The sequence below is a fragment of the Vibrio sp. genome (assembly GCF_984391705.1).
The window spans coordinates 1-4,615 of record NZ_CFHWOM010000112.1; the positions used below are offsets into that span (position 1 = coordinate 1).

At 46.1% G+C, this 4,615-nt stretch carries 3 protein-coding genes; all 3 read right to left on the minus strand.

The genetic code is table 11. The features are described 5' to 3' along the window. Positions 1-831: patatin-like phospholipase family protein (locus AC4MRV_RS21555; RefSeq protein WP_491189335.1), on the minus strand; the 831-nt coding region annotated here is incomplete at its 3' end. Between the two features lie 82 nt (positions 832-913). Beyond that, positions 914-2,392 (minus strand): efflux transporter outer membrane subunit, encoded by a 1,479-nt coding sequence (locus AC4MRV_RS21560; protein ID WP_150872973.1) that lies wholly within the window; start codon positions 2,390-2,392, stop codon positions 914-916. Next, on the minus strand, positions 2,379-4,615 hold a 2,237-nt coding region (locus AC4MRV_RS21565), incomplete at its 5' end, for an efflux RND transporter permease subunit (protein WP_491189336.1). The genes AC4MRV_RS21560 and AC4MRV_RS21565, both read right to left, overlap by 14 nt.

Genomic DNA, 4,615 nt, shown 5'->3' on the forward strand with positions numbered 1-4,615 from the left:
CTCTACCGTCGTCAGTGTGTTTCTATCGCGATACGCGTTGAGATCGAACAGACCATCGTCAATCGATACACTGTCGCAGCTATCATGGTTTTTAAGCACGACTGGGTTGAACAAAAACGGAACAGCGGAAGAGGCGGTAACTGCTGAAGCGATGGAGTAGTCCTCAATATCAGAACAGATCAAATCGAAATAGTGCTGAGTAAAAGAGAACCTCACACCCGTAGAGAGGTCAGAGGCATTAATTAAGATATAGGGTGATCTCGACTTATCAATATCCGAAAACTTTTTATCATCAAAGATGGTGGAATTGTAGTAATCGATCGCTTCTTGGGTTCGCGATTTCCCATTAAACCAATGTATTGGCGACAATATAATGGATTTGAGATCGCTCGACACTTGATGGTACAGAAAGTCGGATTCGTACTGCTCAAACGTCTTGTCGCCATAAAGACCATAATAGGCGGCGGTAAAGCTTCCACCCGACACACCACTTATCACATCAACCTCATCCAACAGTCGCTTGGTTTTTCCGTTGACAACGATCGTCTGGTCTCGCAAACCTTTCAGTACCCCATAAGACAAAGCGGCAGCACGCGTACCGCCTCCAGAAAACGCCAACACTACATTGATATCATTTTCTTCTTTATTGAAGCTTTTGTACTCATACCTATCAGAGGTTGGAGGTTCAACGCTCAGATCGTCGTTCGAGATATGAATGCTCGAACAGCCCGACAGCAATATGCCTAACCCAATCGCTGACCATACGTTTTTTTCTCGATACAACATCATTATATGACTTCCTTCCAACGGGATAGGCAGACGGCTATTCATGCTCTCTGACTTTGAAGCCAGAGCCATAATTCACCAGCCTGCCTTTACTAGGTTAGCAGCATTAAAGTGACAACATCACTTATTATTGGCTTTCAGGTAGTGACCAATCACCACCGAGTGCTTTATAGAGCTTAACGGTCACTTCTGAAGTTTGAAGCTTGGCGATAACTTGTTGATCCCTCATCATGTTAAGCTGTCTTTGCGCATCCAATACAGAGAAGCTATCAACCAAACCCGCCTTATAAAGCGATTTCGCTTTGTCTACCGCTTTTGCTGTCTCATTGGTTGCCACGTTGACCTTCGCTTGGTTCTCCTTGCTGCGACCATACGTGAATAACATTGAATCGACTTCTTTAAAAGCGGTGTCGACTCGATTCTGATATTCAAGTACTGCCGACTTGAAACGAGCCTCATTGAACGCCACCATAGCATCTCCACGCCCAGCATCGAACACGTTCCAACTGATACCTGCACTGCCAACCCAACCTAGTGAATCACTGTTAAACAGATCACTAAAATCGCCCGCCGACAAACCTGGTGCTCCGGTTAAGAAAAACTTGGGATACTGGTTCGCAACGGCAGCACCGACTTCCTGATTAATCGCAGCCATTTCTCGCTCTGCAAACGCGATATCAAAGCGGCGACTTAACAAGTCTGACGGCAAGCCTGTTGGGATCACACCCTCAATTTCTTTAATCTTGCCCGGAGCCGCTAGTTGCGCATCAATATCGCGTAGCGACTTCTCTAACAAGATAGACAAACGGTGTTTGTGTACCTGTTCACTGACTTTTAACTGAGGCAGCATCGACTCAACCGCAGCGAGGTTAGCGCGTGCTTGTGCAACATCTAGTTCAGAGCCAAAACCGCTATCCATAACCTTCAAAGTGAGACTCAAGATCTCTCTCTGATCTGAGATAGACTCACCTAAGACTTGAATTCGCTCTTGCGCACCACGCAGCTGAAGGTAATTGTGAATCACTTCAGCTGTAATCAATGTATACAGTCCTTTGCGGTAAATAACCGACTGTTCCGTTCTAATTTGTGCGGCTTGTGTTTGATGTTCGATACGACCGAAAAGATCGAGCTCCCAACCTACGCTTGCGCCCAATAACAGACCACTTTGCTGATTGTCTGCTACCGAGACACTGCTACCCAGAGCCGGTTGAAGATTGGCAGGCACTGAGATCGGTGAAACCAAATCCCCAACCAATGGTGTATTTTCACTGATCTGATAATGGTAATATCCCGCGCCAATATTCACCGTCGGCAATTTGTAAGACTCTACAATTTTGTGATAATTCTTCGCCATTTGAATTCGTTCTGACGCAACACGCAAAGAGATGTTCTGTTGCTGAGCCTCTTCAACCAACTGGTTTAACACAGGGTCATCAAATCGATACCACCAGCCCGCTGTTTCCTCAAATGAATCTGTATTTTGTGCATTCATATACGTTTCTTCCAGTGTCACTGTAGGTACTTGGTAATCAGGGCCAATGCTGCAACCTGTTAGCAAAAGAGCAGTCGAGATCGCCAATGGCATTAAGTAATTAGATTTGCTCATTTTGGATCTCCGATGCTTGTTGAGATTCGACGTCTGTTTGCTTCTCGTCATCTTTAAAGGCTACTCGATACATTGCTGGCATTACGATTAACGTCAGCGCTGTAGCTAACACCAAGCCACCGATGATGGTCGCAGCCATTGAAGCAAACAATGTGTCGGCCAGCAGTGGTACCATACCTAGTACCGTTGTTAGTGCACCCATGGAAATAGCCATGGTACGGTTTAAGGTCGAATGGATAATGGCATCATCCAAGGACTTGCCTGATTTCCTCTCCAAATCGATTTGATCCATCAGCACAATCCCGTTTTTAATGATCATCCCACTCAATGAAATGGCACCAATCAACGCGGTGAAGCTGTATGGGTGGTCAAATACAATCAGGCTTAACGCAGAACCTGTTGCCGCGAGCGGAATGGTTGCAAAGATAATCAACGGCTGTTTAAACGCATTGAACATTGCCACCATGATCACCACCATTACGAACAGAGCCTTGGGCAGCTGATTAAAAATATCCGTCACCGACTTGTATTCGTCGTAATACTCACCGCCCCATTCGAATGAATAACCGGGTGGAAGCTCGATGCTTTCAATCTGCTCGGCGATCTCTTTTCGTACATCCGATGGCGTGTGCCCTGACACAACGTCCGCTTGAGTGGTGATGGTTTTTACTCTGTCTCGACGCCATATCATGCTCTCTTCATGTACCACCTGATAATCATCCACTACTTGACCAAGCGGCACACTGTGCAGCCCCAAAATTGAACGCACCGGCAGATTATCGAGATGCGATAGATCTCTAGAGTCATCGCGCATCAGAACCGCAATCGACTCATCGCCGATATGCATTTGACCTAGTGGTAAACCAACAGAAGCACGTGACAGAGACAACGCAATATCTGCGCGCGTAATTCCCGCCTGTCTCGCTCGATCTTGGTTTATCACAGGCACAATCACTTTGCTTCGCTGGCGCCAGTCATCACGTACATATTTGATATGTTCATTTTGTTCAAAAATGGTTTTGGCTTCTTTTGTCAGGCGGTGAAGCACTTCTGGATCTGGACCAGAAAAGCGTGCCTCTAGGCTGTACTTATCTTGGGTCGCCATTTTGAGTTTTCTAAATCTTGGTTCTGCTTGCGGGAACTCAGCGCTCAGCCAAGCATCACCTTTATCGATTAGACGAGTCACCGCTTCATAGTCTGTTGTATTAACAACAATCTGACCGTAAGAGTCATCAAGTGGCTCTGGCTCAATGGTCATTGAAAAGCGAGGTGCACTTTCTCCTACAAAGGTACCGATGCTCACGACTTCCTCTTGTTCAAGTAGCCACTTTTCAATTTTCTTCATGTCTGAAGAGGTTTGCTCAATCTTACTGCCGTTCGGTAGCCAATAATCTAGAAACACCAATGGTCTGTCAGACAGAGGCATGAAGTTCAATTTCACGTGTGGCACCAGTAAAATTGCCGCCACAATAATCGGAACAATAGAAACCAAAACCTTGCGTGGATTCTTCACAGAGTACGTCACAAGACGTTTATAGCCCTTGGACTCTTTCTGAGTCTGTTGCTTCTCTGGATAGATCAAATACCAACACATCAACGGCGTGATCAACATAGCAACGAACCATGAGAACAGCAGCGACGCAGCCATGACCTGAAACAGTGATAACGTGAATTCAGCCATATCTGTTTTTGAAAACAGGATCGGGCTTGAACCCATAATCGCAATGACGGTTGCACCTAGTAGAGGAATGGCCGTTTCTTTGACTGAACTAATGGCCGCTTGCGCGCGATCCATGCCCTCGGTAACTTTCGCTTTGAACATGTCGGTAATAACAATCGCGTTATCCACTAGCATGCCAAGCGCGATGATAAAGGCACCCAAAGAAACACGTTGCAGACCAATGTCACTGAAGTACATGTAGATAAACGTCAGCAAAATAGTCAGCAGCAAGCTCGTACCGACGATCGATGCACTTTTCAGGCCCATAAACACCCAAAGAACCGCGACCACAATTAAGATACTTTCACCCAAATTGATGAGGAAATTTTTGATGGCCGAGTCCACCACTTCAGGCTGGAAGGCCACGACACCCACTTTCATACCCAGTGGCAATTCACTCTCAAACTGCTCAACAACCTGATTAATGCTCTCTCCCATCGAGATAACATTGCTTCCCTCAGTGATACTGACAGCAACGGTCACTGCATCGACACCGTTGTATC